This is a genomic window from uncultured Zhongshania sp. (assembly GCF_963975605.1).
Lineage (GTDB): Bacteria > Pseudomonadota > Gammaproteobacteria > Pseudomonadales > Spongiibacteraceae > Spongiibacter > Spongiibacter aquimaris.
The window spans coordinates 23,863-48,426 of the sequence record NZ_CAXBHN010000001.1; the positions used below are offsets into that span (position 1 = coordinate 23,863).

Annotated in this window: 28 protein-coding genes; 21 read left to right on the forward strand and 7 right to left on the reverse strand. The window is 51.0% G+C overall.

Features of this window, described 5'->3' with window-relative positions; all coding sequences use genetic code 11:
• The first annotated feature begins 43 nt into the window (after window positions 1–43).
• From AAC007_RS00100 to AAC007_RS00125, 6 genes are all read left to right on the forward strand, one after another.
• Window positions 44–928 (forward strand): SDR family oxidoreductase, encoded by an 885-nt coding sequence (locus AAC007_RS00100; protein WP_296434504.1) that lies wholly within the window; start codon window positions 44–46, stop codon window positions 926–928.
• Between the two features lie 38 nt (window positions 929–966).
• Window positions 967–1,509 carry a YfaZ family outer membrane protein gene (locus AAC007_RS00105; RefSeq protein ID WP_296434505.1) on the forward strand — a complete coding sequence of 181 codons (543 nt, stop codon included), beginning with the start codon at window positions 967–969 and terminating at the stop codon, window positions 1,507–1,509.
• Window positions 1,510–1,586: 77 nt separating this feature from the next.
• Window positions 1,587–2,741 carry an acyl-CoA dehydrogenase family protein gene (locus tag AAC007_RS00110; RefSeq protein ID WP_339673797.1) on the forward strand — a complete coding sequence of 385 codons (1,155 nt, stop codon included), beginning with the start codon at window positions 1,587–1,589 and terminating at the stop codon, window positions 2,739–2,741.
• 114 nt (window positions 2,742–2,855) lie between these two features.
• On the forward strand, window positions 2,856–4,046 hold the full coding sequence (locus AAC007_RS00115; protein WP_339673800.1) for an acyl-CoA dehydrogenase family protein: 1,191 nt from the start codon (window positions 2,856–2,858) through the stop codon (window positions 4,044–4,046).
• A 109-nt stretch (window positions 4,047–4,155) separates the two neighbouring features.
• Entirely contained in the window at window positions 4,156–4,944 is a 789-nt protein-coding gene (locus tag AAC007_RS00120) for an SDR family oxidoreductase (protein WP_339673802.1), read from the forward strand.
• Between the two features lie 91 nt (window positions 4,945–5,035).
• Window positions 5,036–6,238: an acetyl-CoA C-acyltransferase gene (locus tag AAC007_RS00125; protein WP_295875730.1), complete on the forward strand. Its 1,203-nt coding sequence runs from the start codon at window positions 5,036–5,038 to the stop codon at window positions 6,236–6,238.
• Window positions 6,239–6,258: 20 nt separating this feature from the next.
• Here the strand turns inward: AAC007_RS00125 and AAC007_RS00130 are convergent, their stop codons facing one another.
• The gene (locus AAC007_RS00130; RefSeq protein ID WP_339673804.1) at window positions 6,259–6,774 is read right to left on the reverse strand and encodes a M48 family metallopeptidase; all 516 of its coding nucleotides are present in this window, start codon (window positions 6,772–6,774) and stop codon (window positions 6,259–6,261) included.
• Window positions 6,771–7,202 carry a PACE efflux transporter gene (locus tag AAC007_RS00135; RefSeq protein WP_339673806.1) on the reverse strand — a complete coding sequence of 144 codons (432 nt, stop codon included), beginning with the start codon at window positions 7,200–7,202 and terminating at the stop codon, window positions 6,771–6,773. Before AAC007_RS00135 ends, AAC007_RS00130 begins: the two co-directional genes overlap by 4 nt.
• Window positions 7,203–7,405: 203 nt before the next feature.
• Between AAC007_RS00135 and AAC007_RS00140 the strand changes: the two genes are divergently transcribed.
• The gene (locus AAC007_RS00140) at window positions 7,406–7,672 is read left to right on the forward strand and encodes a DUF1778 domain-containing protein (protein WP_339673809.1); all 267 of its coding nucleotides are present in this window, start codon (window positions 7,406–7,408) and stop codon (window positions 7,670–7,672) included.
• A 62-nt stretch (window positions 7,673–7,734) separates the two neighbouring features.
• Window positions 7,735–8,166, forward strand: coding sequence for a GNAT family N-acetyltransferase (locus AAC007_RS00145; RefSeq protein WP_339673811.1), 432 nt, complete (start codon window positions 7,735–7,737; stop codon window positions 8,164–8,166).
• A gap of 53 nt (window positions 8,167–8,219) precedes the next feature.
• Here AAC007_RS00145 and AAC007_RS00150 read toward each other — a convergent pair whose 3' ends face one another.
• Complete coding sequence (locus tag AAC007_RS00150; protein ID WP_339673813.1) at window positions 8,220–8,690, reverse strand: NADAR family protein; 471 nt, start codon at window positions 8,688–8,690, stop codon at window positions 8,220–8,222.
• A 230-nt stretch (window positions 8,691–8,920) separates the two neighbouring features.
• Here AAC007_RS00150 and AAC007_RS00155 point away from each other — a divergent pair, with 230 nt between their 5' ends.
• From AAC007_RS00155 to AAC007_RS00170, 4 genes are all read left to right on the forward strand, one after another.
• Complete coding sequence (locus AAC007_RS00155) at window positions 8,921–9,844, forward strand: glutathione S-transferase family protein (RefSeq protein ID WP_339673816.1); 924 nt, start codon at window positions 8,921–8,923, stop codon at window positions 9,842–9,844.
• Window positions 9,845–9,895: 51 nt separating this feature from the next.
• Window positions 9,896–10,066 carry a DUF2986 domain-containing protein gene (locus AAC007_RS00160; protein ID WP_339673818.1) on the forward strand — a complete coding sequence of 57 codons (171 nt, stop codon included), beginning with the start codon at window positions 9,896–9,898 and terminating at the stop codon, window positions 10,064–10,066.
• A gap of 237 nt (window positions 10,067–10,303) precedes the next feature.
• Window positions 10,304–11,722 (forward strand): cytochrome P450, encoded by a 1,419-nt coding sequence (locus AAC007_RS00165; RefSeq protein WP_339673820.1) that lies wholly within the window; start codon window positions 10,304–10,306, stop codon window positions 11,720–11,722.
• 29 nt (window positions 11,723–11,751) lie between these two features.
• Entirely contained in the window at window positions 11,752–12,345 is a 594-nt protein-coding gene (locus tag AAC007_RS00170) for a TetR family transcriptional regulator (RefSeq protein ID WP_339673822.1), read from the forward strand.
• Here AAC007_RS00170 and AAC007_RS00175 read toward each other — a convergent pair.
• Together AAC007_RS00175 and AAC007_RS00180 are read right to left on the reverse strand one after the other, a co-directional pair.
• Window positions 12,342–12,770 carry a DUF3010 family protein gene (locus AAC007_RS00175; RefSeq protein ID WP_339673824.1) on the reverse strand — a complete coding sequence of 143 codons (429 nt, stop codon included), beginning with the start codon at window positions 12,768–12,770 and terminating at the stop codon, window positions 12,342–12,344. The two genes, AAC007_RS00170 and AAC007_RS00175, sit on opposite strands and share 4 nt — an antisense overlap.
• 65 nt (window positions 12,771–12,835) lie before the next feature.
• Complete coding sequence (locus AAC007_RS00180) at window positions 12,836–14,335, reverse strand: YdiU family protein (protein ID WP_339673826.1); 1,500 nt, start codon at window positions 14,333–14,335, stop codon at window positions 12,836–12,838.
• A gap of 288 nt (window positions 14,336–14,623) precedes the next feature.
• On the opposite strand from AAC007_RS00180, the gene plsB reads away from it, so the two are divergent.
• From plsB to trpC, 7 genes are all read left to right on the forward strand, one after another.
• The gene (plsB, locus tag AAC007_RS00185) at window positions 14,624–17,095 is read left to right on the forward strand and encodes a glycerol-3-phosphate 1-O-acyltransferase PlsB (protein ID WP_339673828.1); all 2,472 of its coding nucleotides are present in this window, start codon (window positions 14,624–14,626) and stop codon (window positions 17,093–17,095) included.
• 120 nt (window positions 17,096–17,215) lie between these two features.
• Window positions 17,216–17,458, forward strand: coding sequence for a type II toxin-antitoxin system ParD family antitoxin (locus AAC007_RS00190; protein ID WP_339673830.1), 243 nt, complete (start codon window positions 17,216–17,218; stop codon window positions 17,456–17,458).
• Window positions 17,451–17,744 (forward strand): type II toxin-antitoxin system RelE/ParE family toxin, encoded by a 294-nt coding sequence (locus tag AAC007_RS00195; protein WP_339673832.1) that lies wholly within the window; start codon window positions 17,451–17,453, stop codon window positions 17,742–17,744. The genes AAC007_RS00190 and AAC007_RS00195 overlap by 8 nt, the downstream gene beginning before the upstream one ends.
• Before the next feature lie 213 nt (window positions 17,745–17,957).
• The gene (trpE, locus tag AAC007_RS00200; RefSeq protein ID WP_339673834.1) at window positions 17,958–19,463 is read left to right on the forward strand and encodes an anthranilate synthase component I; all 1,506 of its coding nucleotides are present in this window, start codon (window positions 17,958–17,960) and stop codon (window positions 19,461–19,463) included.
• Window positions 19,463–20,047, forward strand: coding sequence for an aminodeoxychorismate/anthranilate synthase component II (locus AAC007_RS00205; protein ID WP_296434521.1), 585 nt, complete (start codon window positions 19,463–19,465; stop codon window positions 20,045–20,047). Before trpE ends, AAC007_RS00205 begins: the two co-directional genes overlap by 1 nt.
• Window positions 20,048–20,052: 5 nt before the next feature.
• Complete coding sequence (trpD, locus tag AAC007_RS00210) at window positions 20,053–21,108, forward strand: anthranilate phosphoribosyltransferase (protein ID WP_295876161.1); 1,056 nt, start codon at window positions 20,053–20,055, stop codon at window positions 21,106–21,108.
• Window positions 21,105–21,911, forward strand: a complete 807-nt coding sequence (trpC, locus tag AAC007_RS00215) for an indole-3-glycerol phosphate synthase TrpC (RefSeq protein WP_339673838.1) — start codon at window positions 21,105–21,107, stop codon at window positions 21,909–21,911. Before trpD ends, trpC begins: the two co-directional genes overlap by 4 nt.
• Window positions 21,912–22,097: 186 nt before the next feature.
• Here trpC and crp read toward each other — a convergent pair whose 3' ends face one another.
• Window positions 22,098–22,736 (reverse strand): cAMP-activated global transcriptional regulator CRP, encoded by a 639-nt coding sequence (crp, locus tag AAC007_RS00220; protein ID WP_296434525.1) that lies wholly within the window; start codon window positions 22,734–22,736, stop codon window positions 22,098–22,100.
• A 176-nt stretch (window positions 22,737–22,912) separates the two neighbouring features.
• On the opposite strand from crp, the gene AAC007_RS00225 reads away from it, so the two are divergent.
• Window positions 22,913–23,335, forward strand: coding sequence for an OsmC family protein (locus AAC007_RS00225; RefSeq protein ID WP_219042328.1), 423 nt, complete (start codon window positions 22,913–22,915; stop codon window positions 23,333–23,335).
• A gap of 1 nt (window position 23,336) precedes the next feature.
• A complete protein-coding gene (locus tag AAC007_RS00230; protein ID WP_339673840.1) occupies window positions 23,337–23,741 on the forward strand; it encodes a VOC family protein in 405 nt (134 codons plus the stop codon).
• A gap of 168 nt (window positions 23,742–23,909) precedes the next feature.
• Here AAC007_RS00230 and coq7 read toward each other — a convergent pair whose 3' ends face one another.
• Window positions 23,910–24,551 (reverse strand): 2-polyprenyl-3-methyl-6-methoxy-1,4-benzoquinone monooxygenase, encoded by a 642-nt coding sequence (coq7, locus tag AAC007_RS00235; RefSeq protein WP_339673841.1) that lies wholly within the window; start codon window positions 24,549–24,551, stop codon window positions 23,910–23,912.
• Window positions 24,552–24,564 lie beyond the last annotated feature (13 nt).

Sequence of the window (24,564 nt, forward strand, 5' to 3'; positions counted from 1 at the left end):
CTTTTGACCGTCTGACCAATCAGTTAAACGAGGAATAACAGTAATGGCAATTTGTAATGACAGAGTGGTGATTATCACCGGTGCAGGTGGCGGCCTTGGTGCGGCACATGCAAAAGTATTTGCTGCTGAGGGCGCCTCAGTTGTGGTCAACGATATTAACGAAGCGGCTGCACAAAAAGTGGTAGATGACATTATCGCTGCTGGTGGTAAGGCTGTAGTTAACACCTCAGATATTACCAATTACGACGACAGCTTGAATGCGGTTAAGCAGGCTATCGACACCTTTGGCGATCTCCATATTGTTTTGAATAACGCCGGTGTTAACCGCGACCGTATGTTCGCGTCGATGACTGAAGCCGAGTGGGACACCATTATGGCCGTCCATTTAAAAGGCCATTTTTGCATCACCTCACACGCCGTTCATTACTGGCGTGGCAAGTCCAAAGAGGGCAAGCCGGTTGATGCGCGCATTATCAATACCACCTCGGGTGCTGGTTTGCAGGGCTCAATTGGTCAATCAAATTATGCCGCTGCTAAAGCGGGGATTGCCGCGCTTACCTTGAACCAAGGCGCTGAGCTTGCCCGCTACGGTATTACCGCGAATGCGGTCGCACCGGCAGCCCGCACCAATATGACCACGGCGGTTGAAGCCATGGCCACCCGCATGGCGAAGCCAGACGATGGCAGCTTTGATTTTTGGGCACCGGAAAATGTGTCTTCACTACTGGTGTGGTTAGGCAGCAGTGAATCAGCGCATGTAAACGGTTGCGTGTTTGAGGCAGAGGGCGGAAAAATTTCCCTCGCTGACGGTTGGCGCAAAGGTCCAGAGGTAGATAAGGGCGCGCGCTGGGAGCCTGCCGAGGTTGGTGAAGCGGTAAAAACGCTGTTTGCGGAGGCAGTACCGGCTCAAAAAGTGTATGGTAGCTGATTTTATCCTTTGATATTTAGATCAGGAGAATCACGACCATGAAAGCCCCTTTAATTGCTGCCACCGTGTTAGCCATTGCAAGCAGTTCGGCATTTGCCGGCGGTGTCGCCTTTCGTTTTGGCGATGACAGTTTCGGTATTTCTGTTGCCGGTGATATGAGCCCCGAAAGCAGTGCTCAGCTCGATGTGCTGCACCATGAAGACGGTGCAAATTTAGTGGCTTTGGGACTGTATGCAAATGGTCAGCGCGGCGCATTAAGCGGACGCGTTGGTGCAAAAGCCATTGGCTTAGACGGTGATGACACAACTGATTTGGATGGCGGTGCGGTCGCCTTTGGTGGCGATTTGCGTTTGCCGTTAAATGAAATCGTCAGTCTGCGCGGCGGTTTGTACTACGCCCCGGATGCAACTGGCTTTGGTGATATTGACGGCTATAAAGAGTGGTCGGTGAGTGCGGAGTTCACGATTTTCCAAAACTCCGCCATTCAAGTTGGTTACGGCGATATGGAATTTGACGCTGACACCGGCGGCAAGTTTGAATTTGAAGACGGTGCCTTCATACGTTTACAACTGCGTCTATAAGCGGTTGTTACGCTGCGACGTTGTAGACGTCGCAGCGCGCGTAAGTGTGAAGGTCGCTGTCTGGTTTCGGAGACAGTATGGAATTCGCATTTACGCAAGAACAAGAAATGATCCGCGACACGGCGGCGTCTTTTCTTAAAGACGCTTCCACTAGCGCCGCTATTCGCAGCGCTAGTGGAAGCGATCTCGGTTACTCCCCCGATCTTTGGCAGCGCATCTGCACTGATATGTATTGGCAAGCCCTGCATATTCCAGAAGAATACGGCGGCATGGGCTTAGGCTATGTCGAGCTGGTCGCAGTGCTGGAGCAAATGGGCCGCTATCTGCTGTGCTCTCCCTACCTTGCCACTGTGGCAATGGCTACCAACGCCTTATTGATCGCCGGTACTGACGATCAAAAAACCGAGATTCTTCCGCAGCTTATTGAAGGTAAAACCGCCACCCTCGCTTTTAACGGCGGCAGCAATCTGTGGTGCGCAGATGCGGTGACCGCAAGCTATAAACGTGACGGCGACACCGCCATTCTCAACGGCCAGTATCGCTATGTGCTGGATGGTCACAGTGCTGATTATTTAATTATTGCAGCCCGTGAAGAGGGCAGCGTCGGCGCGGAAGGTATTAGCCTATTTGTCTGTGCGGCAGATACCGATGGCATTAAGCGCAGTTTATTGCCGACCATGGATCAAAGCCGGCGCCAAGCGGCGATTGAATTAACTGATCTACGCTTGCCCGCTGAAAGTGTCATGGGTGACTTCGGTACAGCCGCAAAAGCTTTATCGAAAATACTAGACCTCGCCACTATCGCCTTAGCTGCCGAGCAAGCTGGTGGTATGCAGCAAATTTTAGATATCACGGTGGATTACACCAAGAGCCGCAATCAATTTGGTCGCTCAATCGCTGGTTTCCAAGCCATAAAACACAAGGCTGCAGATATGATGCTGCGCAATGAAGTCGCGCGCTCAGCGGTCTACTACGCCGCCTGCATTGCGGATGATGCACTTAGCGCAGGGCCCTTAGCCGATGAACTGGCCGAGGCTGCGAGCATCGCGAAATCCTATTGTTCAGAAGCCTATTTTAAAAACGCAGGCGAAGCCTTGCAGATGCATGGCGGTGTCGGTTTTACCTGGGAATACGATGTGCATTTATATTTTAAACGCGCAAAAGCGAGTGAACATTTTTTGGGTAATAGCGTTTATCACCGCGAGCGAGTAGCGGGGGTTTTACTTGATTAGTCGGACGGCTGAGTCGGACGTCGGAAGCCGGAAGTCGGGTACGACTGCGAGCAAGGTTTTAACGTCAGACATCAGACTTCCGTCTCGTGATTCAAATTTATTTGAGAACAAACCATGAAACTACAATTTAGCCCTGCAGATGAACAATTCCGCGCCGAAATTGCCGCGTGGCTCGCCGACAATTTGGTGGGTGAATTCGCGCAGTTAAAATTTCGCGGTGGTCCCGGCGATGAGCATATGTTTCCGGAAGAGCGCAAGAAGTGGGAGCGCAAATTAGCGGAAGGCGGCTGGACTTGTGTGGGTTGGCCGAAGGAGCACGGCGGTCGTGGTCTGTCGATTGAACAGCAAGTTATTTTCTTTGAAGAATATGCGCGGGCCGGCGCACCTGGGCGTATGGGGCATATTGGCGACGGCTTGGCGGGGCCAACCTTAATCGCCTTTGGTAGTGAGGAGCAAAAGAAAAAATATTTGCCGGGTATTTTGTCGGGTACTGAGTTTTGGTGCCAAGGCTATTCAGAGCCGGGTGCCGGTTCGGATTTGGCAAATGTAAAGACTAAGGCGCGCCTTGATGAGGCCAGTGGCAAGTGGATTATCAATGGTCAAAAAGTATGGACCTCATTAGCTCACGAATCTGAATACTGCTTTGTGATTGCCCGCACCGACCCTGAGTCGAAGGCGCATAAAGGTTTAGGTTTTTTCCTGATAAAAATGGATCAGCCCGGCGTCACCGTTCGTCCCATCGAACAAATCACCGGCACCTCAGAATTTAACGAAGTCTTTTTTGACGATGCGGAGTGCGATGCTGGCGACATTGTTGGTGAGCCCGGAGAAGGCTGGAAAGTGGCCATGGGTTTACTGGGCTATGAGCGCGGCGTATCCACACTTGGTCAGCAAATGGCCTTTCAAAATGAATTGAATGAAGTGGTGGCATTGGCAAAGAGAAATGGCGCCGCCAAAGATCCTGTCATTCGTCAGCGTATTGCCGACGCCCATATTGGTTTGAAAATTATGCGCTACAACAGCATGCGTATGCTGTCGGGTAATAGCGGTGATGGCAGTCTGCAAAAAGAAGCGCTGATTTATAAATTGTACTGGGCCACATGGCACCGTGATCTTGGCGAGTTGGCCATGGATATCCTGGGCGCTGAGGCAGATATTTTGCTAGACGCACCGTATGAATTAAATCGCCTGCAGTCACTGTTCTTGTTTACCCGTTCAGACACGATTTACGGTGGTACCAATCAGATACAGCGCAATATTATTGCCGAGCGCGGTTTGGGAATGCCGAAGGAATTGAGGCCTTAAAAAGTCAGACGTCGGGTGTCTGACGTCTGGCGAATGGACATCGAAGCAGATTTTGTAATTAAGCGTCCGACGTCAGACATCTGACCTCCGACTCAGAATGGAGAAAACAATGAACATCAAAGTCCCGGAATACGTTCAAGGCCACGGCCTTTTAAAAGGTAAATCAGTTCTAATCACCGCTGCGGCGGGAGCCGGTATTGGATTTTCGGCGGCGCAGCGTGCCATTGAAGAAGGTTGTCGCGGTATTGTGATTAGTGATATTCACGAAGGACGATTGGCCGCGTCGGTAGAGAAGCTAAAGTCAGAAACCGGCTGCGAACAGGTTTATGGTAAGGTCGGCAATGTGGCCGTAGAGGAAGATGTGCAGGCCTTGATTAATACTGCTGAAGAGCTGCTTGGCGGTGTTGATGTGTTAATTAATAACGCGGGCTTGGGTACCACCAAATTGCTTATTGAGATGGAAGATCCCGAGTGGAATAAGGTTATCGATGTGACCTTAAACGGCACCATGCGTATGACCCGTTACATGATGAAAGTGATGAAGCAGCGCGGCCACGGTGTGATTGTGAATAACGCCTCGGTACTGGGTTGGCGCGCGCAAAAAGAGCAGTCGCATTACGCCGCAGCGAAGGCCGGTGTTATGGCGCTGACCCGCTGCGCAGCGATGGAAGCTGCCGATTTTGGTGTGCGTATTAACGCGGTAGCACCGTCTTTGGCAGTACACGCTATGTTGAAAAAATCTGCGCCAGAAGCATTGCTCGCTGAACTCGAAAGCCGCGAGGCCTATGGTCGCGGTGCTGAAGTCTGGGAAGTAGCGAATATCATGATGTTCCTCGCCTCGGATTATTCCAGCTATATGACGGGTGAAATCGTCAGCTGTTCATCGCAGAGGGCGTAAAAAACGTCGGTCGTCGGACGTCTGGCGGTCTCGGTTTGTTCTCATATTTCAGTAGCTAAAATTTACGCACCAATTTTAAAGGATCAACAAAATGAAAGAAGCCGTTATCGTTTCAACCGCACGTACCGGAATGGGTAAATCTTTTCGCGGTGCCTTAAACAATACCGAAGCACCGGCGATGGGCGGTCATGTTGTGCGCGCTGCGGTTGAGCGCGCGGGCATTGATCCTGCTTCAGTCGATGATGTCATTTTTGGCGCCGCAGCGCAGCAGGGAACACAGGCCTACAATCTTGGCCGTTTGTGCGCCGTCGCGGGTGGTTTGCCTGATAGCGTGCCGGGTATGGCGATTGAGCGTCAGTGTTCTTCAGGTTTGATGTCAATTGCCTGGGCGGCAAAATCGATTATGTGTAACGAAATTGATATCGCCGTTGCCGGTGGTTTAGAGTCTATTTCGCTGGTACAGACCAAGCACAAAAATAGCTACCGCAATGTGTCGCAAACCGTTCTGGATATTGATCCCACGGCTTATATTCCGATGATTGAGACTGCCGAAATAGTGTCTGATCGCTACGGTGTTAGCCGCGAAGCGCAGGACATCTATTCATTGCAAAGTCAGCAGCGGGTTGCGGCGGCGCAGCAGGCCGGTTTGTTTAAGGCTGAGATTTCTCCCTTTGCTACCAGCATGTCGGTGTTCAATAAAGAGACTAAAGAAACCACGTTTAAAGATATTATTTTAGAAACCGATGAGTGCAATCGTCCGTCAACCACACTGGAAAGCCTGTCCTCGCTGGAGCCGGTATTCAAAGACGGTCAGTGGGTGAAACAGGGCCGCTTTATTACCGCCGGTAATGCCTCGCAGCTGTCAGATGGTGCGTCGGCTTGTGTGGTTATGGACAGAAAATTGGCCGAGCAAAAAGGTTTGGCGCCACTGGGCATTTATCGCGGCATGGCCGTCGCTGGCTGCAAAGCTGACGAGATGGGTATTGGCCCGGTGTTTGCGATTCCTAAATTGCTAAAACGCGCTGGTTTAAAAGTGGATGACATCGGCTTGTGGGAATTGAACGAAGCCTTTGCCTGTCAGGTTATTTACTGCCGCGATCAACTCGGTATCGACAACGACAAACTGAACGTGAATGGCGGTGCCATCGCGATTGGTCATCCCTTTGGTATGAGCGGTGCGCGTATGGTCGGTCACGCTCTAATCGAAGGTAAACGCCGTGGTGTTAAATACGCGGTAGTTACTATGTGTATTGGCGGTGGTATGGGTGCTGCGGCGTTATTTGAAATCGCATAATTGGTCTAGGTAGGGCGGGGTTATATCTGCCCTACCTCTTTTGCGGTTAAATACACCCGCATATCAAATTCCCGCTGATGGTAGTTCGGTAGCATATAGGTACACAGTTTATAAAACGCCTTGTTGTGATCGTGCTCTTTTAAGTGCGCGAGTTCATGTACCACAATCATTTCTAAAAATTCTGGCGCCGCGTCTTTAAATAGGGAGGCGATGCGAATTTCTTTTTTCGCTTTTAGCTTGCCACCTTGCACCCGCGACACCGCCGTGTGCAAACCCAGTGCGCGGTGGGTGAGATCGAGCCGATTATCAAAAAGCACTTTATCTATTTGCGGCGCACTGCGCAGGTTTTCTTGCTTCAAGCTATTTACGTAGCTGTACAGTGCCTTGTCACTTTGAATACTGTGCTGACCGCCATAGCGATTTGCCAAATACTCCGCCAAGCGATGCTCGTCGATAAGGGTGCGAACCTGGCTTTGTAAGTGCTCAGGATAGCCCTGCAAATATTTCAAAATGCGGTTGCTAGATGAGGGTTTCACTCCTTCACCTCCTGCGCGGAGGCCGGTAGGCCAAAGACTTTGTCGAAGGCCCAGGTAAAGACAATGGCGTAGAGGAAGAAGGTGATTAGCAAGCCGATCTCGGCCAGCAAAGCCTGCCACAAACTGATATCTAGCCAGTATGCGGTAAGTGGCACCAGTACAATAACCAAGCCGCCCTCAAAACCAGCACCGTGAACTAAGCGGCGTTGCAGTGAGCGTCCCTTGGTGACTTGCTTTCTTTCCCAGCGCTCGAATAGGGCGTTAAATGTGTAGTTCCAAATGAGCGCGATGGTTGCCATAAGCACCGATAGGGGCAAGGTCGACGATACCTCGGCATCAAAGGCAAATGTGAGAATAGGCGTAACCATGGCAACAGCACCTATCTCATAGAGAAGGGCTTGGCAGACGCGGCGGTTGGTAGGGCTCATGAAGCTACTTCAGATAAATGGGCAGAGACGTGAATATGCGTTTTCTTGGGTGCTATGGTAAGCGATTTGGGGTGTTCAGTGGAAATCATCGCCAGCGAATGATCAGCGGGCGGTCTTGGTATGCTCTAGGTATAAACATACCATTGCGTATATCCAATAGATATACTAAAGTGTGTAGCTATTGAGTATACGGAGACCCTGCCATGTCTAAAACTGCACCTATCAATATGCGGGTTGAACCGAGTCAGCACGCCTTGTTAACGAAAGCCGCTGCGTTATTACATAAGGACAGAAGTGCCTTTATTTTAGATGTGGCCTGCCGCGAGGCGCAGAATGTGTTGCTGGATCAGCGCTTGTTTCAGCTGAACCAAGAAGAGTTTGCCGCATTTGAGCAGGCGTTGACGGCACCGATTACAGAAAATGCTACATTGAAAGCCTTGCTAAATGAGCTGTCGCCTTGGGAAAAATAGCGGCGCCGACATTGTTAAGTGCAGAACATCTCACCAGTGGCTTTTGCTGTGGCGATGCCTCCTTGGATGATTGGTTAATTAAACGAGCGCTCAAAAATCAATATAGTGGCGCCAGTAAGACCTTTGTAATCTGTGAAGCTAAATCTAGGGTCATAGGATTTTATGCACTGGCTACCGGCAGCGTTGAACGAAATCTAGCGACAAGTAATTTATCTCGTGGAATGCCTGACCCGATACCGGTGATTATTCTTGGGCGTCTGGCAGTCGATGAAAATTTTAAAGGTCGAAAATTGGGAGCGTCATTGCTCAAAGACGCGATACTGCGAACTCTCGCTATTGCAAATAGTGTTGGGGTGCGGGCCTTGTTAGTTCATGCCCTATCTGAAGAGGCGAAGCGCTTCTATTTAAAATACGGGTTTAAAGAATCACCGATAGAGCCCATGACTTTGATGATTTCAATAACATCTTTAAAACAACATTTATCGAGCAATTAAAAACGATATCGTTTTATTGTTGAGTGATTGCATTTTACTATGCGCGCGGCAAGTTATTGCTTTTCTAACTCTTCTCTCAGTTTTTTGCGAACACCCATCAACATCTTGCCAAAGTGGTTGTCACCACGCATATCGCGGCCACTGCCCCAAAAATAGTCATACTGACTAACGTTTCGAATTTCCGCCTCGTCAGAATCTAAAAGGAGCTGAGCTACATCGCTGTGGGTGCGACATTTAATGTAAGTAGCGCGGGTCATAAAGGTTACGCTAGCCTTTTTCCAATCCTTGCGCCGTGAATGCTTCTTGCTCTTGCCGAGTTTAGCTGCATCGGCCGGGTGAGCGGCAGTGCGGATCTGCTCGCGGTATTCGGCGTCGTCAAATTTCATCGCCTGATAATAGTGTTCGACTGACGGCCACTCGAAACCATCCAAGTCGAAGGCATGTTTTGAGTAAGACGCCAGTGGGTGTTTGGCATCTTCCCGCGATAGGGTGAGGAGATCTAGCTCTTTTTTGTCGAAAAACATAGGGCGTTTCCAAATACACCGAGGGTAGATTAGATATTATATAGACTTCTTTAAAGAAATATTTTCTCGATTGCCAGTCATTAATATGTAAGGCTTGGTTCATTCTATGAGATCAGGGGGCAGATTCCTTGAATTTCGTTAATCTTAGTCGTCAGGGAGCGTTCCCCTGATTAAATATGTAACAGCTTGGACAGATTGCCCGTCGCTCAGGCCTTAAAAGAGATATAAAAATGGCTGAATCAATTATTCTTCATCACTACGACAATTCACCCTACGCCGAAAAGATTCGGCTGATGTTTGGCTTGACCAATACACCGTGGTCTTCGCTACTTTCACCGGCATGGCCGCCTCGGCCCAATCTTGACCCCTTGACCGGAGGCTACCGCCGAATTCCGGTCGCACAGATTGGTGCAGATATTTTCTGTGACTCGGCATTAATTGCGCAGGAGGTCGCGAGACTGAGCGGTAGTGCTGCTCTTGATCCTACTGCGGTCGATGGCGATGCGCTTGAGTTGATGAAGCAAGCGGAAGGTCAGGCCTTTTTTGCGGCTATCGGTACTGTGCCGCCGCTCCGCTTGATCACCACTATGCTGAAAGGATTTGGGCCGATAGGCACGTATCGCTTTGTAAAAGACAGAGTTTCTCTATTGAAGGGCGGAACGAGCCGGCCGCCTAAGGGTGACAAGGCAAAGCTGGTGATGGAGTCGCTATTTTACGCCCTAGATGCACGCTTGGATGGGTGCGCGTGGGTAGGGGGGGATAATCCATCAGTGGCGGATTTGGCGGTGTTTCATCCGCTTTGGCTGCATGTGAATTGCAATCGCAAGCCACTTGCCGCCAGCCAACGAATTCAGCAATGGTATCAGCGCGTAGAAAATATTGGTCATGGGTCGCGCACCGAGATCACGCAAGCGGATGCCTTTAAGGCAGCGCGTGAATCGCAGCCGCGGCAGGTGCCGGCTAGTGTGGCCGATTCACCGGTGGCTATTGGCAGCGCAGTAGAGGTTGCTCCTATTGACTATGGCGTGGTGCCGGTAGCAGGTAAGCTAGCCGCAGTCACTGAGACGCGTATTATCGTTGCGCGGGAAACTGCCGATTTCGGAACGCTGCATGTTCATTTCCCACGCGCGGGTTATTCTATTGTCGCTAAATGAGCGAGGCGGGTCTAAACTCCGGCCCGCGTTTTCACCATTTGAGTAGCAAGTATGAACCGTCGTAAAAAAGGCAATGCGGCATCAAAGGCGCGGATTAAAAAGGCCAACGCAAAGTTGGCTAGCAATACCAAGCCTAAATATATTAGCAAGGCCGAGCGGGCGAAATTAGAGCTTGAGTCCGCTGAGCCTGCCGTTTCTGATAACGGTATTCCTGTATCGTAGTGATTTACATCGACTGATTTTTATTCCTAAGACCTGAGCGCTTTGCTCCTTCCAATCACGTTATCGAATACGGACTTCTGTTTATAGCGGGTATTCATTTTGTCGTGTAGCGCAGCGTCGTTACGTCCGCTTCTTCGAATGGTTTGAGCGCCTTCCAGTGCCGGGCTTTGCGAAAGGTTTACACTGTAAACCGTGTCGTGCTAGCATCGATGCTTCAATAATGATGAGCATATCAAAATGCCGAATTTTCTCTTTCACGGTCGCCGGCTTTTGCTGTCTTTTAGTGTTGAAGGACTGCTGCGGTTTGTGCACTGGCGTAAGAAACGAGCCAGCGCCGCTGCGACGAATGTCACCGAATCTGTGGCGGATAGGCCTATTCCTGAACATCCAAAAACGCCGGAGGACTTCAGGCCGCTGGAGAATGCCTGCTTTCAAAATCCCTATCGCTTCTACGCGATGTTGCGTGAACAGTATCCGGTGTACCGGTTGCAGAATGGCATTTACTGTTTGTCGCGCTATGAAGATATTACGGCGGTGTGTCGTGATACCGAGCTGTTTTCCTCAACTCACCAAGGTGCCATCGTCGGTCTAAAGCCCCATCAAGGTATTGTTGAGGAGGGGCGGAAGCAGGATAAGTTGGCGGAAATGGGCCTTACGCCATGCGATGTTTTAGCCGTGGCAGATCAACCCCAGCACAGCAATGATCGCAAGGTCGGTCACAAGGGCTTGAATTCGCGCTTTGTGAAAAGTTTGGAAGGTGAGATAGGCGATTTATGTCGCGCAATGATGGATGAGTTCATCGACAGCGGTGAAGTCGAGTTTATGCAGCAAGTAGGCTGGCGCCTGCCGATGAAAGTAATTATTAAATTGCTGGGTTTTCCCGCCGAGGATTATCAGAAAATAAAGTACTGGTGTATGCACACCATCTCTACCCAAAGTGGCGTCTCAAGCTCTTTAGAGTTGGCAAAAAGTCGCGCCGAAATATTGGTGTTTATCCGCTACTGCTGGCAGCAATTGGCGATAGCTAAAAAGCATCCGCGTGATGATCTCTGTGGTGTTTTTGTGAATGCGGTATTGGACCCAGACAACCCGATGACTGATCAGCAGGCGGTGAGCAGCTTGTTTCAGTTATTGGTGGCGGGCAGCGATTCGTCGGCGACGAGCATGGGTAATGCGCTGAAGCTGTTAATTGAAAACCCGGATATTCAAGCCGAAATCAGGGCGGATATGACGAAGCTCGATAATTTTATTGAGGAGGTTTTTCGACTTGAGGCCGCATTTCAGGGGCATTTTCGCTGGACCAAGACAGATACTGAATTACACGGCGTATCGCTGCCAGCGGGTAGCCGAATATTTTTGATGTGGGCGGCGGCGAACCGCGATGCGACGATGTTTGAAAATCCCGACGCGATCGATTTGAATCGCCCCAATGGTAAAAAGCACCTTACCTTTGGCCACGGCATTCACGCCTGTATCGGGCGGGAGCTGGCGCGGAGTGAAATTAGGATTGTGCTGCGCGAATTTATACTGCGTACAGAAAATCTTAAAATAGTGGGCGATGCGCCGTTTATTGCGTCGATGTTTGCCCATACCTTACAAAAATTACCGGTCCGCTTTGATGTCATCAGCAGCGCCTCTCAGGATTGCGCGGCGTAAATTAGTTAAATCGGGAATAAATACTAGCAATGGCTAAAACTGCCCTTAATAAACAATCCTATATTGATGCCGCGCTAGCGCTAATAAGCGAAGAGGGCTTCGATAAGGTATCGATGCGCAACGTTGCCGCTAAGTTGGGTGTCAGCGCGATGGCGATGTATAAACATTTCCCCAATAAAGAGGCGTTGCTGAGTAGTGCGCTGGATGATTTTATTGGCCGAGCAAATGTACTGCCTGATGCAGATATGGACTGGGATCAGTGGCTTGTTGAGTGTGCTACACGCATGTTTATGGCATTAAGTGATGAAATAGATTGGGTACCTTTGCTGGGCGCTCTGCGGCCCGGAGAGCAAGCGGCGATGGTAAGCGATCAATTTATAGCGAAATTAAGGCGTGCCGGGTTTAGTGCTGGTCAGGCAACGGATGCCTATTTTGCGGTCATTCAATCGGTGATCGGTGCGGCGTGTTTGCAGGTTTCTTTGCGGATTGAAAAGCATGCGACTAAAAATGTCGATGGGGTAAAAGTGCAAAATTCCAGGCTGCAAATAGAGTGCAGCCTGGAATTACTAATTGCTGCGCTGCGGCTGCAGCTTAATGAGTCTAAGAACGAAAAAACCGCTTAAGTGATGTCCTGGTGTGCCACGTAAGCCGTAATAAATGCTGCTTCTTGGAAGCCTTTTAGCTCCGTGTCTGCAAAGGGAATCTGTAGCGGATTGTCTGCGAGCGCGGCCTTAGCTTGCGATGACGTCAGCACCACAACGTCGATGTCAGCGATGAGCTGAATCGCCGCCTCTAGTTTAAAACTGACAGCACCACCGGCAAACTTGCCCTTGGGTAAGCGCCCTTTGATAGCAATTTTATCGACTTTGTAGTCGCGCATTAACTGTGTAAAGGCAGCTTGGAATTGTTTTAAATCTTCTCTGCTGTGCTCTTTGGGTAAGCTGATTTTTCGCGCCCGGCAGTCTGGAATATTAAATTGCTGATTTTCTAAATTAAGCAAGCAGACGACGGCATCGTTGCCGGTGAGTTCCACGCCGCAAATTCTCATTGTGATTCCTTGAATTTAATTGTCGATCTTGGCTGTTGATTTGGTGGTTTGATTGCGTCGCATTTTTAGGTGCCACAAAAAGTTTGTAAAACCCGCTCGTTTGGCTTTGGCGGCAGCGCATAGCGCTGTTTTGCTGGGTCGAAAGTATGAGGGGTTTTCAAAACGTCTACCAGCTGATTAAACACGCTAAGGTCATTATTGCGTTCTGCGGCGGTGATCGCTTCTTGGACAAGGTGATTGCGCGGGATGAAAACCGGGTTGGCCTTAAACATGTGCGCTTGGCGCTCGGCTGCTGTCTGGGTGTCTTCAGTTAAGCGCTGACGCCATTGCTGCAGCCACGGGGTAAAGCTGTCGTTAAACTCAAAGAGTTCGCGAACACTGCTATTGATACAAGCGCCTTCGTCGGCCAGCTCTGCTAAGCGGCGAAAACACAGAGTGAAGTCTGCTTTCTCGGCTTCCATGAGCTTGAGTAGATCTTGGTATAGGGTGTCGTCTTGTTCGGTAAAGCGACTAAGACCGAGCTTATCTTTAATAATATCTTGATAGGCTTTGAGGAATAACTCTGGAAAGGCGTCGAGCGCTTGTTGGGCCAGTGCGACGGCGCTGTCTTCGTTGGCGTCTGGGCTGTTATCTAAGATCGCTAGTAGCGCTTGGGCGAGTTGAGCCAAATTCCAGTGGGCAATGCTGGGTTGATTGCCGTAGGCATAGCGGCCGTTGTGATCGATGGAGCTGAACACGGTTGCGGGATCGTAGCTGTCCATAAAGGCACAGGGACCGTAGTCAATGGTCTCGCCGCAGAGCAGCATATTGTCGGTGTTCATCACGCCGTGAATAAAGCCGATGGACTGCCATTTAGCAATGAGCGTGGCTTGGCGTGCAATGATCTCGTCGAGCATGGCCAAAACGGGATTGCTCGCTTGGGCAGCGTCTGGGAAGTGGCGCTGTATTAAATAATCGCTTAATTCTTGCAGCGCCTCGGTGTCGCGTCGCGATGCAAAAAACTGCATGGTGCCGACGCGAATATGGCTTTGGGCGACGCGACTGAACACCGCGCCGGGCAATGCTTGATCGCGAAAGACCAGCTCGCCGCTGCTGACGGCGCCAAGGGCGCGGGTGGTCGGTACCTTCAATGCCGCCATTGCTTCACAGAGAATATACTCTCGCAGTACAGGTCCTATTGGTGATTTACCATCGCCACCGCGGGAGTAGGGTGTGCGTCCAGAGCCTTTTAACTGCCAGTCGTAGCGGGTGCCGTTTTTGCTGATTAACTCGCCGAGTAATACCGCCCGACCATCTCCTAGCTGTGGATTCCAGCCACCAAATTGATGGCCGGCATACACGGTGGCGATCGGCTCAGCGCCGTCTGGAATGTGGTTGCCGGCCATTGTGGCAATGCCCTCTGGTGAGGCCAGCCATTGTGGGTCGATACCTAACTCAGCAGCCAGAGTGGTGTTAATGCGGATTAGCGCTGGCGCGGGCACGGTGGTGGGTGCTTGCGGACTGAAGAAGCGCTCTGCTTGTTTTGCGTAGCTATTGTCGAAAATTGGGCTTTGGGCGGAAGTCATGACTGAGCCTGCATTAAACGGTAAGACAGTTTGGGTAGTGTTGCGGTATCTGCTGTTTGACAGATTGTACATCAATCGCTGGCGGCTTGTGTTTGCGGGACATCACATGGCGCCAAGCATAGAAATTATTGGGATTTCGATATTTCAGCGAAGGGATCTGCGCTGAAAACCGCGACGTGATGCCACAGACCAAGTAAAATCGCGGCCAGTCGTTCATTTTTATAATCAAAATTCTCACCGGATGATGAATCTGGATAAGCGGCGCCGTTTAATAGGAATATGTGCATTATGCCCTGGTTTACACGTCTCTTTTTTGTCTTGTGTCGGATGCTGTCTGCGCCATTTCTTGCGGGTATTAAGCCGAAGCTGGTGCAATTCGACGAGACCTTGCACACCGAGTTAGACGGCAAGCCAGTTTGCTATGTGTTGCATCAACATAGCTGGACGGATCGGTTTTTATTGGAGCGGGTTTTCAAGGCGAACAAGCTGCCTCTATTGCGAGCCAGTCCGGGTAAGTTGCCTGATAGTGAGCACGCGGCGTGTTTGTATTTGCCGGTGCTGAGCGGTCAGCGCGGTGGCGCTCGTGGCGGCGATACCATGGCTGCCTTGATTGAGCAGGCGGCGGATGGCGATTACCCTCTGCAAATTGTGCCGGTATCGGTGTTTTGGGGCCGAGATCCCGGCAGTGAAACTTCGTTTTTTAAATTGCTTTTGGGTGACGGTGAGCGCGCGGGTGCCTTTCGCAAGCTCATGGTTATTTTGGTTCAACGCCGAAATGTGCTTATCCATATTGCGCAACCTGTGCGATTCAGCACCTTTGTTTCTCGCAAACCGGATCCCGTAGAGGCCGCCGCGGTCATGGCGCGGCTATTGTCGTTTTACTATTCCCGTCGCAAAACAGCGAGCCTTGGCCCCAGCTTGTCGTCACGTCAGCAGATTATTGATGTGGTCTTGCGTCGGCAGGCTGTGCGCGATGCGATTTTAGAAGAACAAAAAGCGTCGATAGGCAAGCCTGAGTTGGTGAAAAAGCAGGCTCGAAAAATGGCGGAAGAGGTCGCCGCTAATTTTGATGGTCGAATGATTCGCGCCCTAGAGCTAATCTTAACGTGGGCGTTTCGAAAGATATTTTCTGGCTTAAAAATTCACCATATTGATCGCCTGCGTGAGGCTGCAAATAGCCGTCAGTTAATATACATGCCTTCGCATCGCAGTCATTTTGATTATTTGCTAATTTCGTACACCCTTTATGTTCAAGGTCTTGTGCCGCCGCATATTGCCGCGGGGGTGAATCTCAATTTCTGGCCAGTGGGCGGCTTATTGCGCCGTGGCGGCGCGTTTTATATACGCCGCAGTTTTGGCGGGCAAAAATTATATACAGCAATTTTTAAATCCTATCTAGATGTGTTGCTGGGCCGCGGCTATCCCGTTGAGTTTTTCCCCGAGGGCGGTCGAAGCCGCACCGGTCGTTTGCTGCCACCGAAAAAAGGCATGCTGAAGATGACGGTTGAGAGCTTTGTTCATCAGCCTGGGCGCAACGTGGCCTTGGTGCCGATATACGTTTGCTACGACAAATTGGTAGAGAGTGCATCCTACGTAAAAGAGTTGCGCGGCGCCGCCAAAAAAGGTGAATCAGCGGGTGGGCTGTTAAAGGCGCGCAAGATTTTTAAATCGTCTTACGGCAGTCCCCATGTCGCATTCGGTCAGCCTCTGAGTTTGGATGAATGCTTTAGCCATATTGAGCCCAACTGGCGTAAACGCAGCCAAGCTGGCGATCTGTCTTTTGTGCCGGCGGTGATAGATTACATCGCCCAAGAAAATATGGAGCGCATCAACGCGGCGGCGGTGGTGAACCCCATCGGTTTGGTCGCAATGATTTTGCTGTCTAGTCCTCAGCGCGCCATGGCAGAAGATGAACTGCTGCTACAGATAGATCACTTTATTGCGATTTTACGGCGCCTTCCTTACAGCCCTGACGTCAGTTTGCCAGAGGGGACGGCACAGGAAATTTTAGAGCAGGCGGCGCGCACAGCGGGTCTTTCAAGAATTGATCATCCCTGGGGTCCGATTATTACCGCCACGGGCAAAGAGGCGGTGATGCTGACGTATTACCGGAATTCGGTCATGCATGTCTTGGCGCTGCCAAGCTTAATCGCGCGGTTCTTTCGCCACAGTCAAACCGTTAACGAAGTGGAGTTGATAGAGGGCTGCGTACTGTTGTACCCCTTTGTAAAAAATGAGTTGTTTTTACGTACTAAAATTGCGGATTGCGCAGAGGCGGTCAAAGAGCAAATTAACAACTTGGTCGCGCTTAATTTGCTGTCGCGACACGGTGACTCCGGCGAGCTCAGTCGCGCTAGCGTTGGCACTGAAGGATATGCGGTGTTAACTGGTTTGGGCCGGATTTTACGCGAGACTTTTGAGCGCTACACCATTACCAGTTTGTTGCTGGTACAAGATATTTCTGCAGTCGCGGCACTGCGCGATGACGTAGAGCAGAACACCATTGAAATGGCTCAGCGCTTGGCGATTTTAAGCGGCCGTGAGGCGCCAGAGTATTTCGATAAAAACCTATTTCGTGGTTATATCGACACTCTTATTCAGCAGGGACTGCTTCTGGCCGATGAGCAAGAAGCCGGCGAATTTTTACGTGTAGATAAGCGTTTAGAGGCATTTTCACAGCGCTGGGTGGCCTTGTTGGGGCCAGACGTTCAGCAAAGCATGCAGCAGCTTATTCGCAAGCCGGTGATGAGGGAGCAATAATCTTCGTTATCTATTGTGCTGGGTCAATTCCTGCTTGAGTGCAGTTGAGTTGCTGTGGCTTGAAACTCCTGTGTGGGAATGTTAGCTTTGTGTTGATTATTAACACAGGTGCGCATTTCTATGGCCAGAACAACCAGCGTTACCATCGGCGCTCAATTAGACGATTTTGTGGGAAAGTTGATTGAATCTGGGCGTTATGGCTCAACCAGTGAAATTGTCCGCTCGGCTTTGCGCTTGCTCGAACGTCAGGAAAATCAAATTGCAGCACTGCGAAATGCGCTAGAAGCGGGAGAGCAAAGCGGGGAAAGCGATTTGTTGCTTCATGATATTGCCGCGCAGGTGAAGCAGAAGCACCGTGTATAAGCTGTCCAACAAGGCAGTCGACGATTTTACAGCTATATATGAATATACCTTGCTTAACTTTGGTGTTGCTCAAGCTGACACATACACAGAACACTTAGAAAGTAGTTTTCGAATGCTTTCTATCTCGCCATTGATGGGGCATGCATACCCAGAAATTGCAGACGACGTGCGTCGTCACGACCACCAAAGTCATGCGGTTTTCTATCGCCAGCGCGAGCATGATATTTTTATTATTCGAATTCTGCATCAGCAGATGGAGCCGATGAAGTATTTTACTGAGCTGTAATCTTGGTGATTGAGTGTATCTAGCTCGGTATTTTGCGGTTCCCCCGCGGGGCCCGCTCGGTTACAATGTTTTGACATTCTAATTACGTGTGACGAGTCCGAAGAAATGGTGCATAACGCCCGCATGACACAGCTGTGTGATTGCCGTCGATGGCGATGGTAGCTCTTGCAATAAGCGAATTACCAAGCCGAACCCCATTTTTAAGGATTTATCATGCAAGTCCAGCGATACAATGAACTGGCGCAGCAAAGCTATAACCGTATTCCGGTTTACCGCGATGTGCTGGCCGACCTCGATACTCCCCTCAGTGCTTATTTAAAACTTGCCGCCGAGCCCTACAGTTTTCTGTTTGAGTCTGTTCATGGCGGCGAGAAATGGGGCCGTTACTCCATTATTGGTCTTGGTGCGCGCACGGTGCTTCGTGCAGAGGGGAAACACGTCACCATTTCGCGTGACGGCAAACTGATTGAAAGCCATGAATGCGATGACCCGTTAGCGTTTGTTGAGGGCTTTCAGGCCCGTTACCAGGTACCTGAAATTGACGAGCTACCGGCATTTTACGGTGGTTTAGTCGGTTATTTTGCCTACGACTGCGTGCGCTATATTGAGCCCAAACTCATGCCGAGTACGCCGCCCGACGTATTGGGTACGCCAGACATTTTATTGATGGTGTCTGAGGAGTTGCTGGTTTTTGACAATCTGTCTGGCATTGTAAAAATCATTACTCATGCTGATCCCGCCGATGACCGAGCCTACAGCAAGGCGCAGGAAAGATTAGATTCCTACGAGCAGATGATGCGCGGACTATCACCCATGCTGCCGGCGCTAAATCTGGATGCCGACGGCGTTGCCGAAACCGACTTTGTGTCGAGCTTTGGCGAAGACAACTTTAAAGATGCGGTGGAAAAAGTACGTGAATACGTACTGGCTGGCGATGCCATGCAGGTGGTCTTATCCCAGCGCTTGAGTATTCCATTTACCGCATCGCCCTTGAATTTTTATCGTGCGCTGCGCCATCTAAATCCCTCGCCTTATATGTATTACCTCAATTTGGAAGACTTCCATATTGTGGGCTCGTCGCCTGAAATTTTGGCGCGCCTAGAGCACGGCGAAGTGACGGTTCGGCCCATCGCGGGCACTCGCCGTCGCGGTCACAACGAGGCGGAAGATCTGGAGTTAGAGAAAGAGTTACTGGCCGACCCCAAGGAAATTGCCGAGCATTTAATGCTGATTGATTTGGGCCGCAACGACGCGGGCCGTGTTGCTAAAACCGGCACCGTAGAATTGAGCGATAAAATGGTGGTGGAGCGTTATTCGCACGTAATGCATATCGTGTCTAACGTCCGCGCCCAAGTGCGCGACGATATTACGGCGATGGATGTCCTGCGAGCGACCTTACCTGCGGGCACCTTGAGCGGTGCACCGAAGGTGCGGGCCATGGAAATCATCGATGAATTAGAGTCGGTCAAGCGCGGCGTGTATGGCGGCGCGGTTGGCTACTTAAGCTGGAACGGCAATATGGACACGGCGATCGCCATTCGCACCGCGGTCATCAAAGACAATCAGCTCCATATCCAAGCTGGCGCGGGAATCGTGGCAGATTCGCAGCCCAGACTAGAATGGAAAGAGACCATGAATAAGGCGCGGGCGGTATTTAAAGCGGCTTCTATGGTTCAGAGCGCAATGCGTGATACAGACAAAAACGGGGAGGCGTCATAATGTTATTAATGATCGATAATTACGACTCCTTCACCTACAACGTTGTGCAGTATTTCGCTGAGCTGGGCGCTGATGTAAAAGTGCTTCGCAACGACGAAGTTACCATTGATGAAATACGCGCCTTGGCGCCGACGCATCTGGTGATCTCCCCTGGACCATGCACGCCAAATGAGGCGGGTATTTCGCTGGCGGCGATTAAAGCCTTTGCCGGTGAAATTCCCATTCTTGGGGTTTGTCTGGGACATCAAAGTATTGGTCAGGCCTTTGGCGGCAAGATCGTGCGCGCCCGCGACGTGATGCACGGTAAAACTTCGCCTATGCACCACCATAATACGGGGGTGTTTACCGGCTTAAATAATCCGGTGGTGGCGACTCGCTATCATTCTTTGATTATCGAAAAAGAGAGCCTGCCCGATTGCCTGGAAGTGACGTCGTGGACGCAAAAACCCGATGGTTCTGTCGATGAAATAATGGGTGTGCGCCATAAAACGCTAGACGTAGAGGGTGTGCAGTTTCATCCGGAGTCGATTTTGTCTGAGCAGGGCCACGAGCTGTTTAAAAACTTTTTGGAGCGCAGCGCATGAGCACCATGAATATTAAAGATGCCTTGGGCTTGCTGGTCCGCAATTTGAGTTTAAGTACCGAGGATATGGCGTCGGTCATGCGCGACATCATGACCGGACAATGCACCGAGGCTCAGATTGCGGCGTTTTTGATTGCCCTGCGCATGAAAAGCGAAAGCCTTGATGAAATTGAAGGGGCCGCTCGCGTTATGCGCGAGCTTGCCACGCCGGTTGATATTTCGGGCTTAGACCATGTGGTCGATATTGTTGGCACCGGCGGTGACGGTGCCAATCTGTTCAACGTCTCGTCGGCGAGTACCTTTGTTATTGCGGCGGCGGGCGCCAAGGTGGCAAAACATGGCAATCGCTCGGTGTCATCTAAGAGCGGCAGCGCAGATGTCTTGGAAAGCGCCGGTATTCAGCTAGATTTGAATCCCAAACAGGTTGAACGCTGCATTCGTGAAGTGGGTGTCGGTTTTATGTTTGCGGTCAACCACCACAGTGCGATGAAGCACGCTATTGGTGTGCGGCGCGACATTGGTCAGCGCACCATTTTTAATATTTTAGGACCGCTGACTAATCCCGCTGGTGTGACTCGCTTGGTTTTGGGCGTGTTCAGTTCGGAACTATGTCGGCCCTTGGCTGAAGTCATGAAGCGCCTAGGCGCCGAGCACGTGATGGTGGTGCACGCTAAAGATGGGTTGGATGAAATTAGCCTGGCGTCGGCAACGGAAGTGGCCGAGCTCAAAGGCGGTGAGATTAAGGAATATCTGCTGACTCCCGAAGATGTGGGAATTGAAAGCCAGAGTTTAGTCGGCCTCGATGTAGCTGATAGCAAAGCGTCCTTGGCCTTAATTCGCGACGCACTCGGCAAGCGTGAAACCGAAGCGGGTAAAAAAGCGGCCGATATGATTGCCCTCAACGCGGGCGCGGCGCTCTATGTGGCCGGCGTCGTCAGTAGTTTGAAACACGGTGTGGCCTTGGCTGAAGACACTATTCACGGTGGTCAAGCACTGGAAAAAATGGGTGAGCTGGCAGCGTTTAGTCAGGGCTTAAACCCAGCAAAAGAGACTGAGTCATGATGAGTGAAAGCGGCACTCCCACCGTCTTGAAAAAGATACTTGATCGCAAGCGAGAAGAAGTAGCAGAGCGCAGTGCAAAGCTATCTATCGCTGCGCTGCAGGAGCAGATTAAAACGGCGTCCGCGCCGCGCGGCTTTGTCAGCTCGATAGAGGCAAAACTTGCCGCCGGTCATTCGGCGGTGATCGCTGAAGTAAAAAAGGCGTCGCCGTCTAAAGGCGTGATCCGCGAGAATTTTATTCCAGCGGAGATTGCCGCGAGCTATGAAGCGGGTGGGGCGGCCTGTTTGTCAGTTCTGACGGACGCCGACTTTTTTCAGGGAGCGGAAGCGTATTTGCAGCAGGCCCGCGCGGCGTGCTCGCTGCCGGTCATCCGCAAAGATTTTATTATTGACCCCTATCAAGTCTATGAGGCCCGCGCCATAGGTGCAGACTGCATCTTATTGATCGCGGCGGCCCTAGACGATACGGCGATGTCGAGTTTGAATACGCTGGCTCAAGGCTTGGGTATGGATGTGTTGATCGAGGTTCATAACGCCGAGGAGTTGGCGCGGACTCTTCCGCTGGGTAATCGCTTGGTGGGTATCAATAATCGCAATCTACACAACTTTGAAACGTCTTTGCAAAACACCTTCGATTTATTGGCGGCGATTAGCGACCAGCATATTGTGGTGACCGAAAGTGGCATTCATAGCGCTGAGGATGTGGCGGCGATGCGCGAGCACGGCGTGAATGCATTTTTGGTTGGCGAAGCCTTTATGCGGGCGGCGGAGCCGGGGGAGAAACTGGCGGAGTTGTTTGCATAGCCTGCTAGATGTCGGAGGTCTGGCGTCGGATGCTAATTTCGACGCTCTGGTCGGGCGTTGGAAGTCAGACGGCTGACGATAAAGTCAAAAGCAGTCCCCAGTATGATTTAATAAAATTCCGGAAAACTTGATTTAGCGTCTGTCGGCTTAGCATGCGGCTTCCGGCTTCCGGCTTCCGACTGGCATTTAGCGCGTCCCGTACACCACCATCGTTTTACCCTTCACTTGCACCAAACCTTGTTCTTCTAAGGTCTTTAATACACGGCCAACCATTTCCCGTGAACAGCCTACAATTCGACCGATTTCCTGACGGGTGATTTTGATCTGCATGCCGTCTGGATGGGTCATGGCATCGGGTTGTTTGCATAAATCTAATAAGGTACGGGCCACGCGGCCGGTGACGTCCAAAAAGGCCAGGTCACCCACTTTGCGGGTGGTCAGTCGCAGGCGCTTTGCCATCTGTTTACCCAGCGCCAGTAAGATATCTGGGTATTGTTCATTTAGTTCGCGAAATTTGTTGTAGCTGATTTCGGCAATTTCACATTCAGTGCGGCTTTTCACCAGGGCACTGCGAGTGGCGGGGATATCTTCGTCAAAGACGCCCATTTCACCGAAAAAGTCGCCTTTATTGAGGTAGGCAACGATCATCTCTCGGCCTTCGTCATCTTCAATAATGACGGTCACTGAACCCTCAATAATGTAATACAGCGCGTCGCTGGCATCGCCGGCGTAGATAAGCGTGCTTTTGCTGGGGTAGCGTCGCCGATGGCAATGCGCGAGAAAGTTCTCTAGATTGGCAATTTCTGGTTTTAAAGAATTCAGCACTGTTTGGGTCTCTCGGTATAGCAGGAAATCCATTTAAAATTATAAGGGCAGCTTTAGGATATCGTTATTCGCCCAAAGTTCCTCTCAGTATGCCGTGCTTTGCCGGCCTTGGCGAGCTTGAATCTGGGTGCTGTGGTAAGCTTAGTGCAATTTTTTAGTATCGCTATGAGGGTCAAATGAAAGCGACGGTTAAATGGGTAGACGGTGCGATGTTTCTTGCTGAGTCCGGTAGCGGGCACTCGGTAGTGATGGATGGCCCAGAAGATCACGGTGGCCGCAATATGGGTGTTAGGCCCATGGAAATGCTGTTGTTAGGCATGGGTGGTTGTGCGTCTTTTGATGTGATGAGTATGTTGAAGAAGTCACGCCAAGACGTGAGTGCCTGCCGCTGTGAACTGGACGCTGAGCGCGCTGATGCGGTGCCAGCAGTATTTACCAAAATACACCTGCGCTTTATTGTAAGTGGAAATGGCCTGAAAGAAGCACATGTAAAGCGTGCGGTGGAATTATCGGCTGAGAAATACTGCTCTGCGTCGATCATGATGGAAGCCGCAGGCGTCGACGTTAGTCACAGCTACGAGATTGTTGACGGTGTCTAAGGTGGTGACTCGTCCTAAGCCACATCGTGGCATGCGTCATATCGCCTTGTTTGTTGAGAAGTTCGACGAAACCCTGCATTTCTATACGGAATTGATGGGAATGGCGGTGGAGTGGCAACCAGATCCAGATAATATTTATTTGTGTTCTGGTAATGACAACCTCGCCTTGCACCGCTATCAGGGGCCACAGCGGCCGGTGGCGGGGCAGCGTTTAGATCATATCGGTTTTATATTAGAAACCCCTGATGACGTGGATGATTGGCATGCCTTCCTGCTAGCCAATCAGGTCAGTATTAAAACGGAGCCGCGTACCCATCGCGATGGTGCCCGCAGTTTTTACTGCCTCGATCCCGATGGCAATCTTGTTCAACTCATTTTCCATCCACCGATTAGCGCTGTGTATTAGCGTCTTAAGAATCGCTGCGGAAGTGATGTCAGATGTCCGACGTTAAAGTCGGGCGTCGGAAGTCTGGTGTCTGACGAAAAATCAAAAGCAGTCCGAGCGAGTTTCTGAATGAATAAAGCGAATGCCCTTACGTCAGACATCCGACACCTGACGTCCGGCGATCGTTCGCTAAACGTAATAGGTGCTGCCGGTCATGACTTTCGCCATTAAGCTCATGGCTTTTTTTACTGGCGTTGGAAATACTTGGCCGCCGGCTTCTATTGCTTTGCTGGCGTGTTCCGCTTCGTCTTCTAGCATCTGTTGCACTATCGCTCGGGATTTCTCGTCTTCTGCCGGGAGGGTTTGCAAATGTTCGCGCAAATGCTCGCAGACCTGATCCTCGGTCGCCGCCACAAAGCCAAGGCTGATCTTATCGCTAATGGCGCCGGCCGCCGCGCCAATGGCAAACGACGCGGCGTAAAAGAGTGGGTTTAAATGGCTGGTATGGCTATCTAATTCTTTTAGGCGCTGTTCACACCACGCTAAGTGATCGATTTCCTCGGTTGCCGAGTGTTCCATGGCGGCCTTAACTTGCGCGTTTTTTGCGGTAAGTGCTTGGCCTTGGTAAAGCGCTTGCGCACAGACTTCGCCGGTGTGATTGATCCGCATTAGGCCTGCTGCATGGCGGCGTTGTTGATCGGCGCTGGGGGCATTGTTAACGCTGCTCGCAGGATTGTGACGCTGGGCGGTGCTGCTGCCCTTGACGAGGGTTTTTAAGCTTCTGTCGGCCCCCATCAGGGCGCGGTCGAGTAGGGTGTATTCTCGTGTCATCGTGGTTTCCTCC

What these genes read in the sequence shown, in the direction of transcription:
- AAC007_RS00100 (WP_296434504.1), top strand. Translation starts at nt 44, where the DNA reads ATGGCAATTTGTAATGACAGAGTGGTGATTATCACCGGTGCAGGTGGC.
- AAC007_RS00105 (WP_296434505.1), top strand. Translation starts at nt 967, where the DNA reads ATGAAAGCCCCTTTAATTGCTGCCACCGTGTTAGCCATTGCAAGCAGT.
- AAC007_RS00110 (WP_339673797.1), top strand. Translation starts at nt 1,587, where the DNA reads ATGGAATTCGCATTTACGCAAGAACAAGAAATGATCCGCGACACGGCG.
- AAC007_RS00115 (WP_339673800.1), top strand. Translation starts at nt 2,856, where the DNA reads ATGAAACTACAATTTAGCCCTGCAGATGAACAATTCCGCGCCGAAATT.
- AAC007_RS00120 (WP_339673802.1), top strand. Translation starts at nt 4,156, where the DNA reads ATGAACATCAAAGTCCCGGAATACGTTCAAGGCCACGGCCTTTTAAAA.
- AAC007_RS00125 (WP_295875730.1), top strand. Translation starts at nt 5,036, where the DNA reads ATGAAAGAAGCCGTTATCGTTTCAACCGCACGTACCGGAATGGGTAAA.
- AAC007_RS00135 (WP_339673806.1), bottom strand. Translation starts at nt 7,202, where the DNA reads ATGAGCCCTACCAACCGCCGCGTCTGCCAAGCCCTTCTCTATGAGATA.
- AAC007_RS00140 (WP_339673809.1), top strand. Translation starts at nt 7,406, where the DNA reads ATGTCTAAAACTGCACCTATCAATATGCGGGTTGAACCGAGTCAGCAC.
- AAC007_RS00150 (WP_339673813.1), bottom strand. Translation starts at nt 8,690, where the DNA reads ATGTTTTTCGACAAAAAAGAGCTAGATCTCCTCACCCTATCGCGGGAA.
- AAC007_RS00155 (WP_339673816.1), top strand. Translation starts at nt 8,921, where the DNA reads ATGGCTGAATCAATTATTCTTCATCACTACGACAATTCACCCTACGCC.
- AAC007_RS00160 (WP_339673818.1), top strand. Translation starts at nt 9,896, where the DNA reads ATGAACCGTCGTAAAAAAGGCAATGCGGCATCAAAGGCGCGGATTAAA.
- AAC007_RS00165 (WP_339673820.1), top strand. Translation starts at nt 10,304, where the DNA reads ATGCCGAATTTTCTCTTTCACGGTCGCCGGCTTTTGCTGTCTTTTAGT.
- AAC007_RS00170 (WP_339673822.1), top strand. Translation starts at nt 11,752, where the DNA reads ATGGCTAAAACTGCCCTTAATAAACAATCCTATATTGATGCCGCGCTA.
- AAC007_RS00175 (WP_339673824.1), bottom strand. Translation starts at nt 12,770, where the DNA reads ATGAGAATTTGCGGCGTGGAACTCACCGGCAACGATGCCGTCGTCTGC.
- AAC007_RS00180 (WP_339673826.1), bottom strand. Translation starts at nt 14,335, where the DNA reads ATGACTTCCGCCCAAAGCCCAATTTTCGACAATAGCTACGCAAAACAA.
- plsB (WP_339673828.1), top strand. Translation starts at nt 14,624, where the DNA reads ATGCCCTGGTTTACACGTCTCTTTTTTGTCTTGTGTCGGATGCTGTCT.
- AAC007_RS00190 (WP_339673830.1), top strand. Translation starts at nt 17,216, where the DNA reads ATGGCCAGAACAACCAGCGTTACCATCGGCGCTCAATTAGACGATTTT.
- trpE (WP_339673834.1), top strand. Translation starts at nt 17,958, where the DNA reads ATGCAAGTCCAGCGATACAATGAACTGGCGCAGCAAAGCTATAACCGT.
- AAC007_RS00205 (WP_296434521.1), top strand. Translation starts at nt 19,463, where the DNA reads ATGTTATTAATGATCGATAATTACGACTCCTTCACCTACAACGTTGTG.
- trpD (WP_295876161.1), top strand. Translation starts at nt 20,053, where the DNA reads ATGAATATTAAAGATGCCTTGGGCTTGCTGGTCCGCAATTTGAGTTTA.
- trpC (WP_339673838.1), top strand. Translation starts at nt 21,105, where the DNA reads ATGATGAGTGAAAGCGGCACTCCCACCGTCTTGAAAAAGATACTTGAT.
- AAC007_RS00225 (WP_219042328.1), top strand. Translation starts at nt 22,913, where the DNA reads ATGAAAGCGACGGTTAAATGGGTAGACGGTGCGATGTTTCTTGCTGAG.
- coq7 (WP_339673841.1), bottom strand. Translation starts at nt 24,551, where the DNA reads ATGACACGAGAATACACCCTACTCGACCGCGCCCTGATGGGGGCCGAC.